Raw genomic sequence first — 20,685 nt, 5'->3', positions numbered from 1 at the left:
CGGTATGAGCAGGAGGGAAAGCATGGCTTTGGCAATGAACCGGGACGAACTGTCACAATACCTAAAGGAGGTTTTCCCGCAGGTGCATAAAGACTTTGTCGTCGAGGACCTGACCGAAGATACAATCACCATGCGCCTTGTTGTGAAGGATCAGCATCTGCGGCCGGGGGGTACGGTTTCGGGACCATCCATGTTTGGGCTGGCTGATGTTTGTGTATACGCGATGGTTCTGGCGCGAAAAGGGCGTCAATCCCTGGCGGTCACAACGAACAGTTCCCTGGATTTTCTACGCAAACCAGCAGGCAACACGGACATGATTGCTATATGTCGCCTGCTGAAACTGGGCCGGACTTTGGCCGTCGGTGACGTACTTATGTATTCCGATGGCGCGGAAGACCCTGTTGCCAGAGCGACGATGACCTATTCCCTTCCACCTGCAGGGTCCGCGGCCGCGAAATTCGGATAAAAAAGACCGGGGACAAGCCCCGGCCCAGGAAGAGGTCCCAATAATGGGACTGGGGATCAGTTAAATCTGCCAAAAATGGCGCTTTACCTCGCGGCGCGCATCATGGCGTGTCAGACCGACGTCTTTCAGCAAGCGGTCATCCAGATAACTAAGATTGACGCGGCTACGGCGACGACGCTCCCATTGAGTGACCGCTGCCGCAAACCGCACGGCCAGTGCAGCGGCCAGAGGCAGCCGGGGGCTGTCGGTCAGCAGCAGAAGGGCGGGGGTGTGCATTGTGCGTGTCATCTCGGAATTCCTTTCAATTGTATTGACACAAATCAGTTGTACTTGGTACACGTGACTGATACATTCGAAATTGTGTCAAAAGCAAAGGAAGAATTGTAATGGATACAATTTGGCCAGAGGCGCTACCGAAATCCAAAGGACCGAAATACACTCTGGTTGCTGACACAATTCGAGAAGCCATAGATAACAAATCTTTGGAAGTGGGCGTCAAACTTCCTCCGGTGCGCGAACTGGCGTATCGCCTGCAAATAACGCCTGGTACAGTCGCGCGCGCCTATACAATCCTGACAGATGAGGGGTTGTTACAAGCCGAAGTCGGGCGTGGTACATTTGTTGCGCCGCCAAAATCGCCCATTCTTGACGACGTTTGGGCGCGGCAACTGCATCTTCGGGACGACAAATACAATGCCAATGTAAGTCTGTTCAGCCCTAGGTTGGCAGATATGGGGCAGGTGTCCCTGATCCGTGAATGTCTGAAAAAAGTGTCGCAAGCCGATCCGGGTTTGTTTCTGAATTACCCGACGCGTGACGCGTACCAGCCCGTGCGACAGGCGGTTGTGGACTGGTTGTCAGACCTTCCGCTGGGCGCACTGACCCATGATGATATTGTGTTGACACATGGCGGCCAGAACGGGCTTTGCGTTGTGTTTCAGACGATCCTGCGCGGGCCCAAACCTGTCGTACTGGTCGAGGACCTGTCTTATGCCGGGTTCCGTCGCGCAGGCGAACTGATGCGCGCGGAAGTGGTCGGTGTGAAGATGGACAGATGGGGTGTCGATCCGGCAGCGTTAGAACATGTTCTGCGCCACACGACAGCGCAGGCCGTCTGCGTGTCGCCAGAAGTTCAAAACCCAACGGGCGCACACACACCGTTGGAGCGGAGGAAAGAGATCGTTGAGATTGCCCGTCGCTTTGATTTGCAGATCATTGAAGATGATTGCTATCGCATGGGCGATGCCCGAGAGCCCAGCTTTCGGGCACTGGCGCCTGAACGGGGATGGCATGTGTCATCAATCTCGAAGATTCTGACACCGGCATTGCGTGTGGGTTTTGCTATCGCCCCCAGAGAAAAAAGTGTGGATCTGCGCCGGTCCGCTGAATACGGATATTTCGGATTGGCCCAGCCCTTGGCGGAATTGACCCGCCTTCTGCTGTCCGATCCGCGTACGCGTCAGATCACCAAGGATGTGCGCACGCGGATGGGGGATTATTTACGCGTTGCCGTCAATACCCTGGGTGGGTTTGATCTGAACTGGGCCCCGGACGTTCCCTTTGTCTGGCTGAGCCTTCCGTCTGGCTGGCGGTCGGCTGCATTCAGTCGCGCGGCCGAGCGGGAAGGGATACAACTCCGATCCGCCGACGAGTTCGCGCTGCGCGATGGGCGCGCGCCGAACGCGGTACGTATTGCCATGAATGGTCATGTGTCACTGGAACGGTTCGAGGACGCGATGCAGCGCCTGCGTGTTCTATTGGACAATCCGCCTGAACAAATCAGCGTTTGAATATGGGGTAATATAATACCTATTTTCTAAGTATTTGGTTTTACGTGCATAAATAAGACTAATGCCGCTTGACCTGCGTGCAGGCACCTCATAAAACCCATCCATCGAATTCGGGCCGCTCCGCTGGGGCGGTCTTTCACATCAAACAGGACTATCCTGCCATGAAAACCTTTTCTGCAACACCTGCAGACATCGACAAGAAGTGGATCCTGATCGACGCTGAAGGCGTTGTTCTGGGCCGTCTTGCTTCGATCGTCGCCATGCGCCTGCGTGGCAAACACAAAGCGTCGTTTACTCCGAACATGGACATGGGCGACAATGTCATCGTGATCAACGCTGACAAAATCCAGATGACCGGCAAGAAGCGCGAAGAAAACTTCTACTGGCACACTGGCCACCCGGGCGGCATCAAGTCGCGCACCAAACAGCAGATCCTGGATGGCGCACACCCCGAGCGTGTTGTCTTCCAGGCCGTCAAGCGTATGCTGCCAGGCAACCGCCTGTCGCGCCAGCAGATGACCAACCTGCGTATCTATGCCGGTGCCGAGCACCCGCACGAGGCCCAGGCCCCCGAAGTTCTGGACGTCAAGTCCATGAACAAGAAAAACACCCGGAGCTAATGACCGATGGTTGATCAGATCAATACTCTCGAAGAGCTGAGCGCCGTCGCAGGCGTTGAAACCGTGGCCGAAGAAGTCATCGTACGTGAACCCGTACGTGACGAGCTGGGCCGCTCCTATGCCACTGGCAAGCGTAAAGATGCTGTTGCCCGCGTTTGGATCAAGCCGGGTTCCGGCAAAGTCACCGTAAACGGCAAAGATCAGGACGTCTATTTTGCACGCCCCGTTCTGCAGCTGATCCTGCGCCAGCCGTTCCAGGTTGCCGGCGTAGAAGGTGAATTCGACGTTGTTGCAACCGTCAAAGGCGGTGGCCTGACCGGTCAGGCCGGTGCGGTTAAGCACGGCATCTCGAAAGCGCTGCAACTCTATGATCCGAACCTGCGTGGCGCACTGAAAGCCGCTGGCTTCCTGACCCGCGACAGCCGCGTTGTGGAACGTAAGAAATTCGGTAAGCGCAAAGCCCGCCGTTCGTTCCAGTTCTCGAAGCGTTAATTCGCCGGGAATACCCAAAAGAAAGGGCTCGCACTTGCGAGCCCTTTTGCTTTGCGCGGGTCAGGGATTCATTCTTCGTAAACGAGTTTCCACGCACCGTTTTCAACAACGTTGACGAACACAGTATCCGCGCCCTGATGGTCTTCAGGACCATAGGTTATGTGGTTGCCAACCAGATCGTCCTGATAATCCAGCGTTTCCATCGCTGCGATGAAACTGTCCTGCGTCAGATCAGGGCCTGCGGCCTCCAACGCCTTAACCATCATTTCAGCCGCCGAATAACCCAGCATGGCAAATCCGACCGGATCTTCGCCTGTGGCTGCCTTGTATTCCTCGATAAATGCGGCCGGGGCAGGTTGATCCGCGCGTGCCCAAAGGTCCTGCCATGAGGCTGCCGCGTAGAATCCATCGGTCACGCCACCAGGAACCTGCGCCACGACCGTCAGGAAACTGGCTGATGTGCCGAGAAATTTCATATCGGTCAGGCCCATTTTCTTAGCGGTGCCCACGACAGTGATCGCCTGCCGCACCCCAAGCGCCATGGTGACGATATCACAACCCTCTTCCTTGAGCTTGCTCAGCGATCCAACGAAATCTGTCTCATCCGGTTTATGGGTGGTTTCTGATCCAAAAGTGAGCCCGGCTTCTTCGGCTCCGGCCTTGCTGCCTTCTAGAATTTCCTCACCAAAATCTGTCGGCAGGTACATGGTGCAGACCGTCTTTGAGCCAAACTCGCCAGCCAGATAGTTCACACCGACACGCGCCTGATCGAAATAGGTCGAGAAGGAGGTGAACTTGTTCCGCATGGGTTCCTGCAACATCTGACGCGCAGCTGTAAGAGGCGCTACGTTGGGAATGCCTTTGGGATCCAACAGCTTGAACCCTGCCATGTTCATCGGCGTGCCAAGCGATTGCAGCATGGCAAATACCTTGTCGCGATTGAGCAGTTTGTTATAGCCCTGCATCGCACGTGGCATCTGATAGCCGTTGTCTTCGACCACGTAACGAATTTTTCGCCCGTGCACGCCACCGGCTGCATTCACCCGATCAAAGACGACATTTGCACCTTTGGTTGCCGGAACACCCACTGCGGCGAATATCCCGCTCAGGTCGTTGACAGAACCAATGACAATCTCATCATCGGTCACGCCCTGTGTTTGCGCCCAACCAAGTGTTGCCGATGCTGTCAGCAGTGATGCAGCCGCCAGACTGTTGCGTAATTTCTTCATCTCTTTCCTCCCGTTAATCTTTTGGTCAAGTGTACATGTCTTCGATCAGATGCCCGTGTTTCTTTTCAACCAGTCCGCGTTTCAGCTTCATCGTCGCAGTCAGTTCGTCGTCTTCAGCGGTCAGCAGGACGTCGATCAGACGGAAATCCTTGATCTGTTCGACCCGCGCAAATTCTGCATTAACAGCGGCAATTTCCGAACTGATCAACTGCCTGATTTCCGGTGCCGCGCATAGCGAGGCAAAATTCGAGAAGGGGATTTTATGGCCCTGCGCGTATTTTTCGACATTTTCCTGATCAATCATGATCAGTGCCGTCAGAAATTTGCGCCTGTCCCCGATGATGATTGCGTCCGCGACATAATGACTGAACTTAAGGCGGCTTTCGATCTCGGCTGGGGTGATGTTCTTACCACCTGCGGTGATGATGATATCCTTCAGGCGGCCCGTGATGGTGACATAGCCATCCTTATCTATTGACCCCATATCCCCGGTACGCAGCCAGCCATCGGCGGTGAAGGTTTCTGCTGTCTTCGCGTTGTTGCGCCAGTATCCCTGAAAAATGTTCAGGCCCTTTAGTTGGATTTCGCCATCGTCCGAGATGCGAATGTCGCACCCTTCGACAACTTTGCCTATGGTTCCGATCTTATTGCTGTCTGTGGTGTTGAGCGTGGCGAGGCCCGAAGTTTCGGTCATCCCGAACCCTTCCACCAACGGCACGCCGATGGACCAGTACCATTTTAGCAGATCGGTCGAGATTGGCGCGGCGCCTGTTCCGCCTCGTCGCAGTTTGTCCAGACCCAACATTCGGCGCAGGTTTTTCAAAACCAGCTGATCCCAGAACCAGAATCTGGTGGTGACGCCGGATGGAACTGGTTGGCCTGCGCTCAGATATCCGGCACGGCGCGCACCAGTTTTTAATGCCAGGCCGAATGCCAGCCGCCCCAAAGGCGTGGCTTCCTGTGTCAGGATCTGGACGTGTGAGTAGATCTTTTCCCAAACCCTTGGCACCGCTGTGAAGGTTGAGGGCGAAACCTCCTGAAGGTTCGCGAAAACAGTTTCAGGGCTTTCGGCAAAATTGACAGTGCAGCGGGCCGCCAAGGGGAAATAGACCGAAACATCGCGTTCCAGAATGTGACACAGAGGCAGGAAACACAGCTGTTCATCGCTGGGCAGCGCTGGCAGCACCCGTGCAGCGGATTCGATGGCGGCCAGGATGTTTTCATGGCTAAGCATTGCGCCTTTCGGCTGACCGGTTGTACCCGACGTATAGACCAGCAAGGCAATGTCCTGCGGTTTGGCCAATGCGATTTCCGCTTCAAAGCGCCTGGGCTCGGCCAGTTCCGCCTCTTGGCCCAAGGAGAACAACTCGTCGATCATCATGCAGCGCGGATGGTTCAGGTCATGCAGCCCTTCGTCCTCGAGGATGATCACCTTGATCAGATCGGGAACCTCGGTCTCAATTCCCAGAAACTTGTCCAGATGCTCTTCGTCCTCGACAATCAGAAACCTGCTGCCGCTGTCGTTGATCAGGTATTGCAACTGACTGGCGGAATCTGTGGTGTAGACGCCGGAAGCGATACCGCCAACGCCCTGAATGCCCATGTCGAGCCATGCCCATTCCTTGCGGTCCTCGGACAGGATTGAGACCACATCGCCGCGTTCCAGTCCCAGCTTGCGCAAGGCCAGCCCTATCCATTTGGCATGCTGCCAGTAATCGGCCCAGGAATAGGATTTCCAGATACCCAGGTCTTTTTCGCGATGCGCCGTTCGGCTGCCCAGTTCAGCACATCGGCTTTGGAACAACTCTGCAATGGTGATGCAGCCATCAACGCGTACCGGGCGCTGCCCTGCCGTTGCGTTGAACTGAACGCCGTTTATCATGACCTGAGGGGGTAGGGGCGTGGCGTCCATCCGTCTTACCTCCACGTCTTTTTCCGCTTCCAGCGGCGGCTTTCGCGCGCGCCTTCTTCCTGTTTTCCAAGATAAAAGCTCTGAATATCCTCGGATTGCAAAAGCGCGTCCGCGGCACCGTCCATGACGATGCGACCCACCTCCATGACATAGCCATGATGTGCCAGTTCCAACGCCGCATTGGCATTCTGTTCAACCAGCAACATTGTCATGTTCTGTTCTTCGTTCAGACGTTTGAGAATGCCGAAGATCTCTTGCACCAGCAGAGGAGACAGTCCCAGAGACGGTTCATCCAGCAACATGATACGAGGCCGGGCCATCAATCCGCGCCCTATGGCCAGCATCTGTTGCTGTCCGCCCGAAAGGGTTCCGGCCTCTTGCGACCGACGGTTTTTCAGAATCGGAAAATAACGGAAGACCAGCTCACGATCCTGTTCGATCTGGTCTTTGTCTTTGCGGGTGTAGGCGCCGAGACTTAGGTTTTCATCAACCGTCAGCAGTGGAAAAACTTCGCGCCCTTCCGGGATGTGAACCACCCCGCGCTGGACAACCTTGTGCGGTTCCCAGCCCTGAATGTCGCCGCCATCAAAGGTGATTGTTCCCTTTTCCGGGTCCATCACGCCAGAGATGGTTTTCATCAATGTGGTCTTGCCCGCGCCGTTTGCGCCAAGGATCGACACGATTTTTCCTTCGTGAACATCCAGCGAAACGCCCCGAATGGCCATAATGGGGCCATAAAAACTTTCGATATTACGGACTTGCAAGATCGGGGCGTTCATGAGGCTTTCCCCAGATATGCCTCGATCACGGCTGGATGCGATTGCACGTCTGCCGGAGACCCGAGGGCCAGCTTTGCCCCATCTGCCATGGCCAGGACCCGGTCGGACACGCCCGATACCAATCCCATGTCGTGTTCGACCATCAGCACGGTAATTCCCATTTGGCGCCGGATATCGTCGATCCACCAGCGCATATCGGTCGTCTCTTCCACCGACAGTCCCGAGGCTGGTTCATCCATCAACAGCAGCTTGGGATCGGTCGCCAGGGCACGTGCAACTTCGACCACTTTGCGTACGCCATAAGGCAGCCCTGAAATCATCTTGTCGCGATAGGCCTGCAGGTCGAGGAAATCGATGATCTGTTCGACTTTTTCCCGGTTCTCCAACTCTTGCCGTCGGACCGCAGGGGTGAACAAAAGTTCTGAAATCAGGTTCGTTGTCCGATGCCTGTGTCTTCCGACCAGTAGATTTTGCAGGACAGTTGCGTGTTCAAACAGCTCGATATTCTGGAACGTCCGCGCCACCCCAAAGGCAGCCACGCCAGACGGTTTAACCTGAAGCAGATCGTGACCATCAAAACGGATCGACCCTGAAAACGGTTCGTAAAAGCGCGAGATCAGATTGAAGACCGTCGATTTGCCCGCGCCATTCGGCCCGACTATGGCAAAGACTTCGCCCTGCTGAACCTCGAAGGACAAATTGTCCACGGCTGTCAGACCACCAAATTTCAGGGTAACGTTTTCAAATTCCAGCAAGCTCATCTCAGACGCTCCGTCTTGAGATAGGATTTCTGCCGTTTGAACATGTCCTTGCGATAGAAAGGAAACAGTTCGAACCAGGTGCGGATTTTCAGCCAACGGCCATAGATGCCCATGGGTTCGAAAAGGATGAATGCAATCAGAATCATGCCAAAGATGCCGAACTCCAGCCCCGGAATGGCAACGGTGTTTCCGCCGATGATCGCGCCGACATATTCCTTTGAAATCGATAGAAACTGCGGCAAAAACCCGATGACAATCGCGCCCAGAAACGCACCATGGATCGAGCCCAGCCCGCCTATAACGATCATCATCAGCAATTGGATCGAGATCAGGACGCTGAAGGTTTCGTTATTAAACGCACCGGCAAACAGCCCCATCAACGCGCCGGCCCAACCTGTAACCGCACAGGACAGGGCAAATGAAATCATCTTTGTTCGCGCGATATCGATACCCATTGCCTGTGCCGAAACCTCGGAGTCGCGCACGGCGATGAAACTGCGTCCCAAAGGGGCACGCAGCAGGTTTACGTAACCCAACGTGACCAGAATGGTGACAGACAGAACCAGCCAGAAAAAAAGATCAGGCGTCCCCCAGCGATCAACCGTAAGTCCAAAGACCTCGACCCCGCCGATATATTTACCCGCGACACCACCAGTGATCGGCTCGGACAGAACAATGATGTCATCCATCAGGATGGACAGCGCCATTGTAAAGATCGCCAGGTAGATACCATGAAGCCTCAGGGCAGGGACTGCGACGGTCACGCCCGCGATCCCGGTCAGAATTCCGGCCAGCGGAAACGCGACCAGAAAAGGCACGCCTGCCTCAATCAGGGCCACGTTGGCGTAACAGCCGAAGGCCAGAAAGGCCGCATGGCCCAGACTGACTTGCCCTGTATGTCCGGTCAGGACCATCAGACCCAGACCGGCAATGGCCCAGATCAGAACGTTTGTCAGTTCACCCAGATAGAAATCGTCCAGCACGAGAGGCGCAGCCGCGACGACAAAAAGAAGAAGCAGATATAGGCGCAACTGGAACCCGTCTTTCCAGGGGCGGATATCCTGCATGTAATCGGTTTTGAAAACGATCCGCATGGCTCAGACTTTCTTGACCCGGACCTGACTGAACAGCCCGTTTGGTCGGAAGATCAGGACGGCAAGCAGCAAAGCGTATGGCGCGACCTGGCTGTAGCCTGCCGCGATGTACCGGCTGGCGAATGGCTCGATAACGCCTACAATCAGCCCTCCGGCCAATGCACCCGGCAAACTGCCGAACCCGCCGATAACGGCGGCGGCAAACGCCTTGATACCCAGCAATCCGGTTGTCGGATCCACAGCACCTTTTGCAGCAAAGAGAATTCCGGCAATTCCCGCAACACTTCCGGCCAGAGCCCAGACCCATCCCTGAACACGCCTGACGGGAATGCCCATGTAATATGCTGCCAGCTGGTTTTGCGAGGCGCCCTGCATCGCCAGCCCCATTTTGGTGCGGCTAAAGAAAACATAGAGTGCCCATGTCAGCAGCACCGTGACGACGATTATCGCGACATCTTCCATCCCCAGAACAAGACCGCCCATACGCACTTCTTTGCCCGCAAGCGGGTTTTGCAGCGTTTGCGGCTCGTGCCCCCAGATCAAACCGGCAATGAAACGGATCACAAAGCCCAAAGCAATGGTCAGTATGACAACGGCGGTCTGGCTTTCACCAAACAGGCGGCGAATGATCAGGCGATCCAGAAGATAACCGAGCGCGGCCATTATTCCCAATGATACCGGCAGAGCGAGCCAGAACGGCAACCCCATATATTCGGTATTTGTCAGGCCGATGGTCACAAATGCGCCCAGCATCATGAAATCGCCCTGCGCAAAGTTAACCGCTTCGGAAGCCTTGTAGATCAGAACAAAGCCAAGCGCGATCAGGCCGTAGACACACCCGTTCGCCAGCCCGCTAATCAGCAGCTGCGCGTTATCCACACTGTCCTCCCTCCACCGGTGTTCCAGCGTCTTGTTCCGCCCGCGTATATCCTCCGGTAACGCAGGTGAGTTCTACTATGGGGTGATAATCACCTTTCCGTCACTCTTTTTCAGCGCGTCAGCCAGATTCGGCACAAGATTTTCAAGCGTAAGGTGTTCGGAAACATCCGTTTTCCAGCGACCATCGGCAAAGCGGGCCTGAACTTCGGCCACAACCCGCACCTGGTCAGCGGGCGGCGTCGACATCATCCATTGCGTCAGCCAGAAACCTTCGATCCGTTTGCCCATGAAGATCAGCTGACCTGTCTGAGAAAGCGTTGGCGCTTGGGTCGAAAGTTTGCCGTAGCTGACCCAGCGCGCCCGGTTTGGCATGGTGCAGAACAGTTTCTCGGACAGTTGATCCGTCACCGCATCAAGGAAGACCCGAGGTTTCAGCGTGGCGCTTATCGCGGCAAACTTCTCGACGACTTCAGGATCGGACGTCACAAGCACTTCGGCTGCTCCAAGACTTTTCAGCATTTCGACTGTCTCGGCCCGGCGCACCAGCGCGATGGGTTTCAACCCCAGATCACGCCCGAGGCTGCACATCAGTTTTCCCAACTGGCTGGACGCAGCGGATATCACAAATGCATCGCCGTCTTCCCTTGCCATGTCCACCATCGCCATCGCGGTAAGCGGGTTGACGATTTGCGCGGCCCCGTCATCATCTGAAATATCCGGACGCAAGGGGATGCACATTTGCATCTGCGTCACTATGTATTCCGCCCAGGCACCGGATCCAGCGGCCACGAAAGCGACACGCAGCCCCTTCAGCGCCTCGGCACCTTTTCCGGTTGCAACGACGTCGCCACAGCCTTCGAATCCGGCCGCGGCACCTTTGACACGCGGCTGGCCATATTCACCCTTGATAAAGTGGAGGTCGGACGGATTGACCGACGACGCGCGCAGGCGGATCAATACCTGACCGGGGCCGGGATTGGGAACGGGCAGTTCCGCTGCTTCAAGCCAATCAGCCGCATCCTCGATGACTGGTCCGGTCGAAGTGTCCGAGTACCCGCCGTGTTTCAGGATAGCAGCTTTCATTGTTTTGGGCAGGTCAGTCATGGGATCATCCTCTAGATGGCGTGTTCAAAGCGCACACCTGTCTAAACAGGAAACTGCCGACTGGTGACATTGAGCGCGGATATCGTGTCGGAGCAGCCAATCAAATGCCGCACACTGGGTCAATTCAGAGAAACGATAACGTAAGGGCACGCCCGAAAAATAGGCGTGAGGGGTAGGGGCCGGGAACGGGCTACCGGCCCCTTCTTTGTTATTGCTGCGTCAACAGCGCGGTCAGTTCCTGAATCTTCAAGGCGATGGTTTCAGGCGACTCTTTAATGTCATCTACGATCTTGCTCGCCTGTTCTTTCAGATCCGTGGCCAATGTGCTGTCCTGAATCGAGGTCATGATGCCTTCATAGTCGAAATTGGTGGGATCCAGCTTGCCTTCCTGAATCCAGGAGTTCAGCAATTCCTGTCCCTGACCCGCCAGCGCCGCCACCTGATCACCGGCTTGCTGTGCTGCCTCGGATGCTTGTTCCGCGACAGAAGAAGCCGCCTCGCTGGCTTGATCGGCAACCGACGACGCGGCTTCCTGAGCCTGTTCGGTCAAGGATGAAGCTGCCTCGCTGGCCTGTTCTGTTGCGTCTTCAAGCGCGTCAGTCGCAGCTTCCTGAGCGGTTGCCGCGGCATCAGCCACTGCATCGCCCGCCTCCTGCGTTGCGGATTGCACTTGTTCAGCCGGGGTTTGTTCGGACTGGTTGAGATAGTAGTAACCACCAACACCGACAGCGGCGATGATGAGGAGGATGAGAATACGCGACATGTGTGTCTCCTTTGGAAAATGTGTCGCCGGGATGCGTTAAATGTAGCGGATATACAAAGGGGAATTCCTGTGAATTCTCAGCAGAATAGAGGTTTGAGCCGGGCTACGCTGATTGCACTCGAATTCACGGCAAGAACACGCCGGGTGACCTAAGCCACTACAGTTTCTGACAACGGACCACTTGCAATTTGTTGAGAACCCAAATCACACCGGAAGACGTTTTCTAACGGCTTTCGATATTGGAATTGTGGCGGAGAGACAGGGATTCGAACCCTGGGTGGGCTTGCACCCACAACGGTTTTCGAGACCGCCCCGTTCGACCACTCCGGCACCTCTCCGCGGGGGTCTGTGAGGGGGGGATTTAGTCAGGAACGAACGGGGGTGCAAGCAGAAAATTCCGGAAATCGTGAATGCCGGGATTTTCCGTTGCCTGCCAGCGTAAAACACCTACTCTGATTGCTATGACACAGTTTGCACACCGCATCGCCATTTGGTTTCTCGCCCCGTTTCTGGCACTTGTTCTAGTTCCTCTGGAGCTTTCCGCAGCGAACCGAGATCGGATCGAGGCCTTTCTGACCACAACCGGGTTTGACGTGGCTCTTGAAAGCATCGCCCTGAGCTCACGATCCGCGCCGCAGATGTTGGGTGTTGACCCAGAGGGGTTCGGCTCGGACTGGACCCGTTTGACGGACGAGGTTTTTGAAGTCGATGCAATGCACGACACCGCTGTTTCCATTCTGGAGCAGACCCTAAGCGACGAGGCCCTGGCACACGCTGTCGAGTTTTACGCGTCTGATCTGGGGCAACGTCTGGTCGAGGCCGAGAATGCCTCTCACATGCAAGAAGACGATGACGTCAAGCAATTGGCAGGTCAAAGGATTATCTCTGACCTGATCAAGAGCGGTTCGAAACGGGTCGAAAGTTTTAAACGCATGAACAACGCGATTGATTCCACAGGCACGGCACTGCGTGCCTTGCAGGAAATTCAGGTGCGTTTCCTTCTGGCGGCCAGCGCATCGGGGGTCATCGAGCTGCAGTTGGGCGGGGATGAACTGCGCGAATTGATGAAGCAAAATGAACCGGCAATGCGCCAGTCGCTGCAACTGTCTAATCTGGCCGGTGCGGCTTACACCTATCAAGGTTTTTCCGACGCTGATGTGGATACATATGTTGACGCGCTGGAACAGCCGCTGATGCAGGAAGTCTACGAGCTGTTGAACGCCATCCAATATGAGATCATGGCCATGAGGTTCGAGGTTCTTGCCGCACGGATGTCCGAATTGCACCCGGCACAGGACATTTGATGCAGCGCGTAGTTCTGGCATTTGTGGTCGCTCTGAGTTGGGCACTGCCGCTGTATGCCGATGGAAAAGTCGACCGACTGGCAAAAGCCATGCGTCTGACGCAGGTGATGGAAATCCTTGTTCACGAGGGGCAGGGCCATCGCGAGACTCTTGATGATACCTTTTTGGACAACAAGGGAGGCGCTTATTTCGAGGCGCAGGTCAATCGCATCTACGATCCCCTTTGGATGCGGAAACATCTGACGGACGCCTTCGTGGCGGGCATGTCCGATGTTCAGCTTGATCAGGCCATCTTGTTTTTTGAAAGCGATCTTGGCCAGACCATCGTAACACTGGAAAATTCGGCCCGGCGCGCCATGTCGGATCAGGCAATCGAAGACATGGCCCGAGAAGCCTATAAATCCGCAGAACGCAGCACCGCTCAGTTCGCTTTGGTCAAGGAATATATCGAGGCAAATAACCTGATTGAAAAGAATGTTCAGGGGGCATTGACGTCAGACTACAGCTTCTTTCGGGGTCTTGATGTTGATGCGCAGACCGACGATCAGGAACTGCTGGCCGAGCTTTTGTTGCAGAAGGACAGTCGGAGCGAGGACACCGAAGAGTGGCTTTTCTCGTTTCTCCTTATGGCCTACCGCCCGTTGGACGAGGCTCAGATGCGCGAAAATATCGCGTTTTCCAGAACCGAAACGGGACGGGCCCTGAATGACGCCGTGTTTGACGGCTTTGACCGCATGTTCAATGATATTTCCTATCGCCTGGGGCAGGCGGTTGCACAGGCGCTGAGGGCGTCCGATCTTTAACGCCGCTTTGGTGTTGACTTTTACCTGCATTCTATGGATAAGCGCGCATCCCGGCCGGTTTTCCGCGCCGGGTATCGTTATTATTTGGCCTGCATGACATTGTCAGGGGTCATTCACACAGCCCGAAAAGGGCGCGCTGTTCGAGGTGGCATTCAAGTTTCTTGGGGCCAAAACACCCGCAAAGGGGACCACAGAACGCGGGTTAGAAAAGGAAAAACGCATGTTTGCGGTCCTCAAGACTGGCGGCAAGCAGTACAAGGTTCAGGCGGGCGATATCCTCCGCGTTGAAAAGCTGGCTGCCGACGCAGGTGAAAAAGTTCAATTCAACGATGTTCTGATGCTGGGCGGTGACGCTCCGGTTGTTGGCGCACCATTCGTTGCAGGCGCAGGCGTTCAGGCCGAAGTGATCGAACAGATCAAAGGTGACAAGGTCATCAAGTTCGTCAAGCGCCGTCGTAAGCACAGCTCGAAACGTACCGTTGGCCACCGTCAGAAACTGACACTGGTCAAAATCACCGACATTCTGGCGTCGGGCGCTGACAAATCGGGCATCAAAGCTGCAACCGGTTCAGCTCCGGCTGGCGAAGCGGTACCTGCTGCAAAGCCTGCCAAGAAAGCAGTAGCCAAGGCTGAAGCACCCGCTGCTGCCGCTGCTGACGATCTGACCCAACTGAACGGTGTCGGCCCTGCCGCCGCCAAGAAGCTGGTTGAGGCCGGTATCGCGAGCTTTGCCGCTCTGGCCGCCTTGTCGGATGAGCAGATTGCTGCTATCGAAACGGTCAAAGTGAAACCCGAATGGGTTGAGCAAGCCAAAGAATTGGCTAAAGGCTAAGGAGAGAGAGAATGGCACATAAAAAAGCTGGCGGTTCCTCCCGTAACGGTCGCGACTCAGCTGGTCGTCGCCTTGGCGTAAAACTGTATGGTGGCCAGGCCGCTATCGCAGGCAACATCATCGTGCGTCAGCGCGGCACCAAGTTCTGGCCGGGCGAAGGCGTAGGCATTGGCAAAGATCACACCATCTTTGCAACTGTCGATGGCGCCGTGAAGTTCCACAAGGGACTTAAAAACCGCACCTTTATTTCGGTCCTGCCAGTGGCGGAGGCCGCAGAGTAAGCCGAGACCCAGAAGGTTTAAGAAAATTCATGGGGGACCGGCACAAAGTGCCGGTCCCCTTTCTCGTTTTAACGCAGTCGTGATCGAAAGAACCAATGACAGTCGCAACCACCAGTTTCCTGATATTTGCCGCCTCTCAGGTCGGCACGCCAGGGCCGGCCAACATGGTCCTGCTGGGAACAGGTGCGCGCTATGGGTTTCGCGCCGCATTGCCTTTTGTGGCCGGTGTCGTGCTTGGCAAGCAGCTGATTATCTGGCCCGTGGGCTTTGGCCTGCTGCAACTGGCGGAACAGGTTCCGACAGTCTTCGCGGCGCTGAAATATGCTTCGGCTGCATATATTTGCTGGCTGGCGTGGAAGATCGCGAATTTGCGATTGTCGCGCGAAAATGCGGTCGGTGATGTTCCGGGATTCTGGGCGGGGTTGATCGTGCATCCGCTGAACCCAAAAGCCTGGGCCATGATTGTTGCGGGTTTTACCGGCTTTGTCGCGGCGGGGACGTCCAGCTTTGATGCAACGCTCACGATCGCTCTTAGTTTGTTGATCTGCCAGATCGTTTTGCACCCGATCTGGACTTTTGCCGGGGATAGAATCGCGCATGCGGTTGAAGGTCGCCCGGCGGAAAAATATCTGATGTGGACGTTGGCGGGTCTTACGGTCGCGTCCGTACTATTCGTGTTGTTCGGAGGAGGAACACACCAATGAAGCTTGAGACAATAATTAATCAGCCGGTCATTGAAACCGAGCGGTTCGATCTACGCCCCCTGCGCCGGTCGGACATGGGCCTTATCGAGCATTATGCAGGTGATGAGCGCGTGGCCCGGATGACCACCAGTATCGCACATCCACTGGCCCCCGGATCGATCGAAGCCTTTGTAACCCGTTCGATGGCTGACAACCGGGATGAAGACGTCTGGGTCATGGATGCCACCAAGGACGGAGGTCCGGAACTGATCGGTGTGATTTCGCTGAAACGGCTTGATCGGAATCAGTCTGAAGTCGGCTATTGGGTCGCGCCGATCTATTGGAACACGGGCATTGCCTCGATGGCTGTCGAAGCACTTGTTAACGCCAACCCGCTGGAGAACGCGACGATGTTCGCCAGTGTGTTTCAGGATAATCCGGCCTCGGCCCGGGTCCTGACCCATTGCGGGTTCCAGTATCTGGGCGATGCGGAAAGCTATTCGGTGGCGCGCGATGCGAATGTGCCCACCTGGACATACAGTAAAAAACTCTGACTTGTGGCCGATGGGGCCTTTGCAGTAGGGGACACACATGAAATTTCTCGATCTCGCAAAGGTCTACATCCGGTCCGGGGCCGGCGGTAGCGGCTGCGTCAGCTTCAGACGCGAAAAGTTTATAGAATACGGCGGCCCCGATGGCGGGGACGGCGGCAAAGGCGGGTCTGTCTGGGCCGAAGTTGTGGATGGGCTAAACACCCTGATCGACTTCCGCTATCAGCAGCACTTCTTCGCCAAAAACGGGCAACCGGGCCGGGGGCAGCAACGCACCGGCAAGGATGGGGACGATATCGTTCTGCGTGTGCCGGTTGGCACTGAAATCCTGGACGAAGACGAAGAAACCGTCATCTGCGACCTGACCGAAGTCGGGCAACGTGTTCTGCTGGCCAAGGGCGGCAATGGCGGGTTTGGCAACCTGCATTTCAAATCTGCCACAAATCAGGCCCCGCGCCGCGCCAATTCGGGGCAGGCGGGGATTGACCGCACAATCTGGCTGCGGCTCAAGCTGATCGCCGATGTGGGTCTTTTGGGTATGCCGAATGCAGGCAAGTCGACCTTTCTGGCGGCCACGTCGAATGCGCGGCCCAAGATTGCCGACTATCCGTTTACCACGCTGCACCCCAATCTTGGCGTTGTCGGCGTGGACAACGTCGAATTTGTTGTGGCCGATATCCCGGGCCTGATCGAAGGTGCTCATGAAGGCCGTGGCATTGGTGACCGTTTTCTGGGTCACGTGGAACGCTGTGCCGTGTTGTTGCATCTGGTCGACGGCACCTCTGCGACGGTCGCCGATGATTACCGCACGATCATTCACGAGTTGGAAGCCTATGGCGGCGAGCTGGCTGAAAAGCCCAGGATCACTGTTCTGAACAAGATCGACGCGCTGGATGACGAAGAACGTGCCCTTGCCGTCGCAGAGCTTGAGGAGGCCGTGGGCGGCCCCGTCATGACGATGTCCGGTGTGGCGCATCTGGGTGTAACCGAAGTTCTGCGGGCGCTGCGCAGCCAGATTGACGACAACCGTGTGCGTCAGAAACCCGCTGAGGAGGCACAGCCTTGGCAACCCTGACCTCGGCACGCCGTCTGGTGGTAAAAATCGGGTCGGCTTTGCTGGTTGATCGCGACACTGGCCTGCTGCGGTCTGACTGGCTGCTGTCGTTGGCGCAAGATGTTTCCTGGCTCAAGGGGCAGGGGAAAGATGTGATCCTTGTTTCATCCGGTTCGATTGCACTTGGCCGCGGAGTATTGGGCCTGCCGATGGCGGCACTGCCTTTGGAACAGTCGCAGGCTGCTGCTGCGGTTGGGCAAATCCGGCTTGCACGCGCCTACGAAGAGGCGTTGGCACCCCATGGGATCACTACAGCGCAGGTTCTGGTGACGCTTGAAGACAGCGAAGATCGCCGCAGGTATCTGAACTCGCGCGCGACCTTGGAAACTCTGCTGGGGTTAGGCGTCGTACCGATCGTCAATGAAAACGACACGGTTGCAACGGACGAAATCCGTTATGGCGACAATGACCGCCTGGCCGCGCAAATCGCCGTGACAGTAGGGGCCGACCAACTGATTCTGCTGTCGGATGTGGATGGTTTCTATTCCGGTAATCCAAAAGAAGATTCCTCCGCGACGCGCTTCGAGACAATCGACAGGATCACACCCGAGATTGAAGCCATGGCTGGTGATGCGGGATCGGGCCTATCCAAAGGTGGGATGAAGACAAAGCTGTTGGCGGCCAAGATGGCAACCGCTGGTGGTTGCGCCATGGCAATTACTGAAGGGTCGGTTCTGAACCCTTTGAAAATGCTCGAAAACGGTGCCAATTCCACATGGTTTACTGCGACATTGGATCCACATGCAGCCCGCAAACGCTGGATTTCGGCAATGAAACCTCGGGGTGAGATCACAGTGGACGAGGGGGCGGCCAAGGCACTGGCCAATGGCAAAAGCCTGCTACCTGCCGGGATTGTGGAAGTGACCGGAGATTTCGGTCGTGGCGATCCTGTCGCCATCCTTGATCTGGAGTCCCGTCGTCTGGCTCAGGGGATCAGCCGGTATACGGCGCAGGAAGCCGATGCGATCAAGGGGCGTAAGTCTTCTGAGATTGAAGCGACGCTGGGCTATCCAGGCCGCGCAGCCCTCATCCACCGGGACGACCTGGCCCTTTAACTTTCAATAAGATGATCTGAAAGGCACGCGATATGAAAGACTTCGACAGCATTCCTGCTCTGATGGAAGATCTTGGGAAACGTGCCAAAGCCGCTTCGCGTGAACTGGCTTTCGCAACAGCTGAACGAAAGCACGCAGCGCTGATTGCAGCCGCAGATGCGGTTTGGGCCAATCGGGCACGGATCATCGAAGCCAATCAAAAAGATCTGGAATTCGGCCGCGACAAGGGTCTGAGCCCCGCAATGATGGATCGCCTGATGCTTGATGAGGCGCGTATTCAGGGCATGGTCGACGGGCTGAGAACCGTCGCAGATCAGGCCGACCCGGTGGGTGAGGTTCTGTCAGAATGGAATATGCCCACGGGCCTTAACATCCAACGCGTCCGGACACCGTTAGGGGTTATTGGCGTGATCTACGAAAGCCGACCCAACGTGACTGCGGATGCCGGGGCGCTGTGTCTGAAATCGGGCAATGCGGTAATCCTGCGCGGCGGATCCGAGAGCTTTCATTCCTCAGCCGCGATCCATGCCTGTCTGGTCGAAGGGCTGAAGGCCGCGAACCTGCCCGAAGACGCCATCCAACTGGTGCCCACACGCGACCGCGCTGCAGTGCAGGAGTTGCTGACGCTGACCGACTATGTCGACGTCATCGTTCCACGCGGTGGCAAGGGACTGGTGGGCCTTGTACAACGAGAGGCCCGTGTGCCGGTCTTTGCTCATCTCGAAGGCATCGTGCACATTTATGTCGACAAGGCTGCTGATCCGCAGAAAACGCTGGAAGTGGTACTGAATGCCAAGACCCGCCGCACTGGTATTTGCGGAGCCGCTGAATGCTTGCTGGTTCATCAGGATATCGCCGACACACTGGGGCGTGACGTCGTTGCGGCACTGGTCCAGTCAGGTGTCGAGGTTCACGCCGATGGTGTTCTCGCTGGAGAGAGTACAGTTGCTGCTACGGCGGATGACTGGGGAAAAGAGTTCCTCGACAACGTGATCGCTGCGAAGCCCGTTGCCGATATCGACGCTGCGATTGCTCATATTCAGCAATACGGCTCAAACCACACTGATTGCATCATGACCGAGGATGACGCAGCAGCAGCCCGTTTCTTTGAGCGTCTCGACAGCGCAATCCTGATGCATAATGCCTCGACCCAGTTTGCGGATGGCGGTGAATTTGGCATGGGGGCAGAAATCGGAATCGCGACGGGCAAGATGCACGCGCGCGGGCCGGTCGGGGCGGCGCAATTGACCAGTTTCAAATATCTCGTACGCGGGAACGGAACGATCCGGGCTTAAAACCGAAGTGACACGCGGGTTGCCGAGGTTTCAACGGCAATCCGCCGACCCATCGCAGCCGCCGTTTTAGGCAGCAACGCGAATTGAACGTGCGCGGGCGTGATTTTGGTGGGAAAACGACCTGTCACGACGTTCTTCCAAAGATCAGCATCGACATTCAACCTGTCTGCAACCCCGGTCACGATCCAATTGTTGCCCTGATTAACGATCTCGACCGCGCCGCCAAGCGGCATGGCGCTTTCACAGCACATAAGCGCCAGAAAGGCCAGTTTGACCTGATTACGGGGCACTGGCCCGGTCAGGTTCCAATTGACCCGTATCCGCCCCGCACGCTCGATATCTTTCAGCAGTTCGGTTACTTCGGCCCGACCAAGCGGGTGATCACTGCTCGAGCCAAAGGCAACACGGAAAAAGCGAATACGTGCCCCGGCACTTCCGACGCTGCCCGAGATCAGCTCCATCTCGGGCCCCTGAACGGAGCCCACCATATCCAACAGCTCAAGCCCGTTGGTGATCGCCCCGATCGGGCTGATCAGATCATGGCAAATCCGCGAACCGATCAATTCGGCCAGGTTGACGTTGCTCTCGCCCATGCGTACCTCCGACTGTATCTGCCGCACGTCCCGGAGGCCCCTATGACAGACATGAATGCTATACTTGCACCGGGCATGTTCGTCCGCCACCCGGATTTTCCCGAATGGGGCGTCGGACAGGTTCAGTCCAACATTGCAGGCAAGATCACCGTGAACTTTCGCGAGCAGGGGAAAGTGGTGATCGACGGTACGCGCATCGCCCTGATGCCGGTCTTTGATCCGTGAAAGTGGTTTAGGAAATGTTAACAGCGCTGACCGAAGCGGGGCTTGTTGCCTTTGGCCGAA

At 56.2% G+C, this 20,685-nt stretch carries 24 protein-coding genes and 1 tRNA gene; 14 read left to right on the top strand and 11 right to left on the bottom strand.

Annotation, left to right across the window (positions count from 1 at the left end; genetic code table 11):
- Window positions 1-22: 22 nt before the first annotated feature.
- Window positions 23-466, top strand: coding sequence for a PaaI family thioesterase (locus tag ACR0ID_RS03075; protein WP_480472700.1), 444 nt, complete (start codon window positions 23-25; stop codon window positions 464-466).
- A 60-nt stretch (window positions 467-526) separates the two neighbouring features.
- On the opposite strand, the gene ACR0ID_RS03070 is transcribed toward ACR0ID_RS03075, so the two are convergent.
- On the bottom strand, window positions 527-754 hold the full coding sequence (locus tag ACR0ID_RS03070) for a DUF1127 domain-containing protein (protein ID WP_480472702.1): 228 nt from the start codon (window positions 752-754) through the stop codon (window positions 527-529).
- Window positions 755-852: 98 nt separating this feature from the next.
- On the opposite strand from ACR0ID_RS03070, the gene ACR0ID_RS03065 reads away from it, so the two are divergent.
- The 3 genes from ACR0ID_RS03065 to rpsI all read left to right on the top strand — a co-directional run bounded on the left by ACR0ID_RS03065 (window position 853) and on the right by rpsI (window position 3,368).
- On the top strand, window positions 853-2,256 hold the full coding sequence (locus tag ACR0ID_RS03065; protein ID WP_480603649.1) for an aminotransferase-like domain-containing protein: 1,404 nt from the start codon (window positions 853-855) through the stop codon (window positions 2,254-2,256).
- Window positions 2,257-2,417: 161 nt separating this feature from the next.
- Window positions 2,418-2,876: a 50S ribosomal protein L13 gene (gene rplM, locus ACR0ID_RS03060; RefSeq protein WP_480472706.1), complete on the top strand. Its 459-nt coding sequence runs from the start codon at window positions 2,418-2,420 to the stop codon at window positions 2,874-2,876.
- 6 nt (window positions 2,877-2,882) lie between these two features.
- Window positions 2,883-3,368: a 30S ribosomal protein S9 gene (gene rpsI / locus ACR0ID_RS03055; RefSeq protein WP_209503959.1), complete on the top strand. Its 486-nt coding sequence runs from the start codon at window positions 2,883-2,885 to the stop codon at window positions 3,366-3,368.
- Window positions 3,369-3,436: 68 nt separating this feature from the next.
- On the opposite strand, the gene ACR0ID_RS03050 is transcribed toward rpsI, so the two are convergent.
- From ACR0ID_RS03050 to ACR0ID_RS03010, 9 genes are all read right to left on the bottom strand, one after another.
- Window positions 3,437-4,597 carry an ABC transporter substrate-binding protein gene (locus ACR0ID_RS03050; protein ID WP_480472708.1) on the bottom strand — a complete coding sequence of 387 codons (1,161 nt, stop codon included), beginning with the start codon at window positions 4,595-4,597 and terminating at the stop codon, window positions 3,437-3,439.
- A gap of 25 nt (window positions 4,598-4,622) precedes the next feature.
- Window positions 4,623-6,509, bottom strand: coding sequence for an AMP-dependent synthetase/ligase (locus tag ACR0ID_RS03045; RefSeq protein WP_480603646.1), 1,887 nt, complete (start codon window positions 6,507-6,509; stop codon window positions 4,623-4,625).
- Window positions 6,510-6,514: 5 nt separating this feature from the next.
- Window positions 6,515-7,288: an ABC transporter ATP-binding protein gene (locus tag ACR0ID_RS03040; protein WP_480472712.1), complete on the bottom strand. Its 774-nt coding sequence runs from the start codon at window positions 7,286-7,288 to the stop codon at window positions 6,515-6,517.
- Window positions 7,285-8,049, bottom strand: coding sequence for an ABC transporter ATP-binding protein (locus ACR0ID_RS03035; protein WP_480603643.1), 765 nt, complete (start codon window positions 8,047-8,049; stop codon window positions 7,285-7,287). Before ACR0ID_RS03035 ends, ACR0ID_RS03040 begins: the two co-directional genes overlap by 4 nt.
- A complete protein-coding gene (locus ACR0ID_RS03030; RefSeq protein WP_480603640.1) occupies window positions 8,046-9,143 on the bottom strand; it encodes a branched-chain amino acid ABC transporter permease in 1,098 nt (365 codons plus the stop codon). Before ACR0ID_RS03030 ends, ACR0ID_RS03035 begins: the two co-directional genes overlap by 4 nt.
- A 3-nt stretch (window positions 9,144-9,146) precedes the next feature.
- Window positions 9,147-10,022: a branched-chain amino acid ABC transporter permease gene (locus ACR0ID_RS03025; protein WP_480603638.1), complete on the bottom strand. Its 876-nt coding sequence runs from the start codon at window positions 10,020-10,022 to the stop codon at window positions 9,147-9,149.
- A 75-nt stretch (window positions 10,023-10,097) separates the two neighbouring features.
- A complete protein-coding gene (locus ACR0ID_RS03020) occupies window positions 10,098-11,126 on the bottom strand; it encodes an alcohol dehydrogenase catalytic domain-containing protein (RefSeq protein WP_480603636.1) in 1,029 nt (342 codons plus the stop codon).
- A gap of 208 nt (window positions 11,127-11,334) precedes the next feature.
- Complete coding sequence (locus tag ACR0ID_RS03015; RefSeq protein ID WP_480603634.1) at window positions 11,335-11,889, bottom strand: hypothetical protein; 555 nt, start codon at window positions 11,887-11,889, stop codon at window positions 11,335-11,337.
- 248 nt (window positions 11,890-12,137) lie between these two features.
- Window positions 12,138-12,227 (bottom strand) — tRNA-Ser (locus ACR0ID_RS03010).
- A gap of 123 nt (window positions 12,228-12,350) precedes the next feature.
- On the opposite strand from ACR0ID_RS03010, the gene ACR0ID_RS03005 reads away from it, so the two are divergent.
- The 9 genes from ACR0ID_RS03005 to ACR0ID_RS02965 all read left to right on the top strand — a co-directional run bounded on the left by ACR0ID_RS03005 (window position 12,351) and on the right by ACR0ID_RS02965 (window position 19,807).
- Window positions 12,351-13,193: a DUF2059 domain-containing protein gene (locus ACR0ID_RS03005; RefSeq protein WP_480603880.1), complete on the top strand. Its 843-nt coding sequence runs from the start codon at window positions 12,351-12,353 to the stop codon at window positions 13,191-13,193.
- Window positions 13,193-13,996: a DUF2059 domain-containing protein gene (locus tag ACR0ID_RS03000; RefSeq protein ID WP_480603632.1), complete on the top strand. Its 804-nt coding sequence runs from the start codon at window positions 13,193-13,195 to the stop codon at window positions 13,994-13,996. The genes ACR0ID_RS03005 and ACR0ID_RS03000 overlap by 1 nt, the downstream gene beginning before the upstream one ends.
- A 220-nt stretch (window positions 13,997-14,216) precedes the next feature.
- Window positions 14,217-14,828, top strand: coding sequence for a 50S ribosomal protein L21 (locus ACR0ID_RS02995; RefSeq protein ID WP_480603630.1), 612 nt, complete (start codon window positions 14,217-14,219; stop codon window positions 14,826-14,828).
- 11 nt (window positions 14,829-14,839) lie between these two features.
- The gene (gene rpmA / locus ACR0ID_RS02990; RefSeq protein ID WP_050602452.1) at window positions 14,840-15,109 is read left to right on the top strand and encodes a 50S ribosomal protein L27; all 270 of its coding nucleotides are present in this window, start codon (window positions 14,840-14,842) and stop codon (window positions 15,107-15,109) included.
- A gap of 95 nt (window positions 15,110-15,204) precedes the next feature.
- The gene (locus ACR0ID_RS02985; RefSeq protein WP_480472730.1) at window positions 15,205-15,813 is read left to right on the top strand and encodes a LysE family translocator; all 609 of its coding nucleotides are present in this window, start codon (window positions 15,205-15,207) and stop codon (window positions 15,811-15,813) included.
- On the top strand, window positions 15,810-16,346 hold the full coding sequence (locus tag ACR0ID_RS02980) for a GNAT family N-acetyltransferase (protein ID WP_480472732.1): 537 nt from the start codon (window positions 15,810-15,812) through the stop codon (window positions 16,344-16,346). Before ACR0ID_RS02985 ends, ACR0ID_RS02980 begins: the two co-directional genes overlap by 4 nt.
- Before the next feature lie 37 nt (window positions 16,347-16,383).
- A complete protein-coding gene (gene obgE, locus ACR0ID_RS02975) occupies window positions 16,384-17,418 on the top strand; it encodes a GTPase ObgE (RefSeq protein WP_209596239.1) in 1,035 nt (344 codons plus the stop codon).
- Entirely contained in the window at window positions 17,406-18,512 is a 1,107-nt protein-coding gene (gene proB, locus ACR0ID_RS02970; RefSeq protein WP_480472734.1) for a glutamate 5-kinase, read from the top strand. Before obgE ends, proB begins: the two co-directional genes overlap by 13 nt.
- A 32-nt stretch (window positions 18,513-18,544) precedes the next feature.
- Complete coding sequence (locus ACR0ID_RS02965) at window positions 18,545-19,807, top strand: glutamate-5-semialdehyde dehydrogenase (RefSeq protein WP_480603628.1); 1,263 nt, start codon at window positions 18,545-18,547, stop codon at window positions 19,805-19,807.
- On the opposite strand, the gene ACR0ID_RS02960 is transcribed toward ACR0ID_RS02965, so the two are convergent.
- Window positions 19,804-20,400 (bottom strand): histidine phosphotransferase family protein, encoded by a 597-nt coding sequence (locus tag ACR0ID_RS02960; RefSeq protein ID WP_480603626.1) that lies wholly within the window; start codon window positions 20,398-20,400, stop codon window positions 19,804-19,806. The genes ACR0ID_RS02965 and ACR0ID_RS02960 overlap by 4 nt on opposite strands.
- Window positions 20,401-20,442: 42 nt before the next feature.
- On the opposite strand from ACR0ID_RS02960, the gene ACR0ID_RS02955 reads away from it, so the two are divergent.
- Window positions 20,443-20,625 carry a DUF3553 domain-containing protein gene (locus tag ACR0ID_RS02955; RefSeq protein WP_050602459.1) on the top strand — a complete coding sequence of 61 codons (183 nt, stop codon included), beginning with the start codon at window positions 20,443-20,445 and terminating at the stop codon, window positions 20,623-20,625.
- Window positions 20,626-20,685: the final 60 nt, after the last annotated feature.

It is taken from the genome of Ruegeria sp. AL2 (assembly GCF_056540845.1).
This window is presented reverse-complemented; position numbering and strand designations above follow the sequence as displayed.